This window comes from Streptomyces sp. NPDC102258 (genome assembly GCF_055584685.1).
Genome location: NZ_JBVJLO010000067.1, coordinates 1 through 2260, shown reverse-complemented (window position 1 = coordinate 2260; position 2260 = coordinate 1). Strand labels below are relative to the sequence as shown.

At 68.0% G+C, this 2260-nt stretch carries 2 protein-coding genes; both read left to right on the top strand.

Annotated features, from left to right (window positions below):
- Positions 1-130: 130 nt before the first annotated feature.
- Positions 131-1636, top strand: a complete 1506-nt coding sequence (gene istA, locus ACZ6ZT_RS35150; RefSeq protein ID WP_469724508.1) for an IS21 family transposase — start codon at positions 131-133, stop codon at positions 1634-1636.
- On the top strand, positions 1636-2260 hold a 625-nt coding region (locus ACZ6ZT_RS35145; RefSeq protein ID WP_469724507.1), incomplete at its 3' end, for an ATP-binding protein. The genes istA and ACZ6ZT_RS35145, both read left to right, overlap by 1 nt.

The window sequence follows — 2260 nt, the reverse complement described above, 5'->3', positions numbered from 1 at the left end:
GGTGACGGCGGTCAGTAGATACTCCCCGTAGGCGGCCACTTAGCGCCCCACTCATGGCCAAGGGTTTCCCCACGGACGGCCAGATATCTCCCCGGAACTGGACCGATGCCGGTCGGCAAAGCTGGCCGGTGTGAAGAACAGCAGGGAGATCATGGAGATCCTGGAGGCATACGACCTCACGGGGAGTTACCGAGCGGCGGCCGAGCTGGCTGGCTGCGACCACCACACGGTGGCCCGGTATGTGCAGATGCGGGCCGAGGGCGCCAGCCCGACGGCACGCCAGCATCGGGCCCGTCCGATCGACGAGTACCTGTCGAAGATCGAGGAACTGGTGGTGAACTCCCACGGCCGGATCCGTGCCGATGTGGTGCATCGGCGGATCACGGCGATGGGCTTCACAGGCGGAGAGCGAACGACTCGGCGGGTGGTCGCGGAGGTCAAGGCGAGTCTGCGGGCCGGATCGCGGCGGGTCTATCGGCCGTGGATCACCGAGCCGGGCTTGTGGCTGCAATGGGACTGGGGCCATGGTCCGAAGATCGGCGGGCGGCAGACGCAGTTGTGGTGCGCGTGGCTGGCCTGGTCGCGGTTTCGGGTCGTCATTCCGGTGTTCGACAAGACGCTTCCGACAATCGTGGCCTGCCTCGATGCGACGCTGCGGCGAATAGGAGGGGTGCCGGCTTATGCGCTGACCGACAACGAGAAGACGGTCACCACGACGCACGTCGCGAACATCGCGGTCCGCAACCCAGAGATCGTTGAGGTGGCCAGGCACTACGGACTGACGATCCGTACTTGCCTGCCGGCCGACCCCGAAACCAAGGGTGGATCCGAGGCGACAGTGAGGATCGCGAAGGCCGATCTGGTGCCCACGGACGCGAATCTCCTCGAGCAGTACCCGACCTTCGGACACCTTGAGGCGGCCTGCCGCGACTTCTGCGACGAGGTCAACAACCGGGTCCACCGAGCCACCCGGCGCAAGCCCGCCGAGGTCCTCGCAGAGGAACGACAGCGGCTGCATCCATTGCCGAAGGAGCCGTTCGCGGTCGCGTTCGGGACGACGAGGCGGGTGAACTGGGACGCCACCATCTCGGTCGAAGGGGTGCGGTATTCGATCCCGCACCAGTTGGTCGACACCCGCGTCTGGGCCCGTTTCAACGGCGACGAGCTGATCGTCACCGCGGTCGGCGAGGACGGACCGGCCGAGGTCGCCCGCCACGACCGCTCGACCCCGGGCAACCCCGCGATCAAGGACGAGCACTACCCGCTGCGGGAAGACAAACAGGGCGACCGAACCCCTCGGGCGAACTCCGCCGAGGAAGCGGCCTTCCTCGCGCTCGGGCCGGGGGCCGCGTCGTGGCTGGTCGAGGCCGGCGCCGCCGGGGCCCGCAGGGTCAAGCCGAAGATGGCCGAGGCCGTCGCTCTGGCCAAGCTTCACTCCGTCGCCGACGTCGACCGCGCTCTTGGGACCGCGGCGATCGCCGGACGGTTCGCGGAGAACGACCTGATCCGCATCCTCACCTACCAAGCCGGCCTCGAGACGGTCGAGCCCACACGGGCTTCCGAAGATCACAGCCTGCAGCCGGGCACCTCCGCCTGGTCCAAGTTCGGCATCGCCGATGAGAAGGAAGAACACTGATGGCCACCCCAATCCGCACCGTCACCGGCACCCACGGCGATCCCCTCGCCGAGGCCATCGAGCTCACCAAGCGGCTGAAACTCCCGCACATCCGGCGGGCACTGACCGATCTGATCCCCACCGCGAAGGCCCAACGCTGGGATCCCGCCGAGGTCGTCCGCGTCCTTCTCTCCGAGGAAGCCGCCGGCCGGGACGCCGCCAATCTCCGTACTCGTCGCAAGCGGGCCGGGTTCCCCGCGGGCAAGACTTTCGGCGACTGGGACGAGACGGCTTCGTCGATTCCGCGGCCGACCCAGGACTCGCTGAAGATGCTCGAGTGGGTGACCCGGAAGGAGAATCTCTGCATCTGCGGGCCCTCGGGCACCGGAAAGTCGCACTTCACTGAGGCTCTCGGCCAGGCCGCCATCGAGGCCGGCATGACGGTCGCCTGGTTCACCATCGAAGACCTCGGAGCCCTCGTCCGCCGCCACCGAGCGGACGACTCTCTCGCCCGGGCCATGGCGAGGCTGATCCGAACCGACCTGATCATCGTCGACGACATCGGGCTCCTGCCCGTCTCGCCGGACGCAGCCGAGGGCTTCTACCGTCTGGTCGACGCAGCCTACGAACGACGGGCCCTGGCCG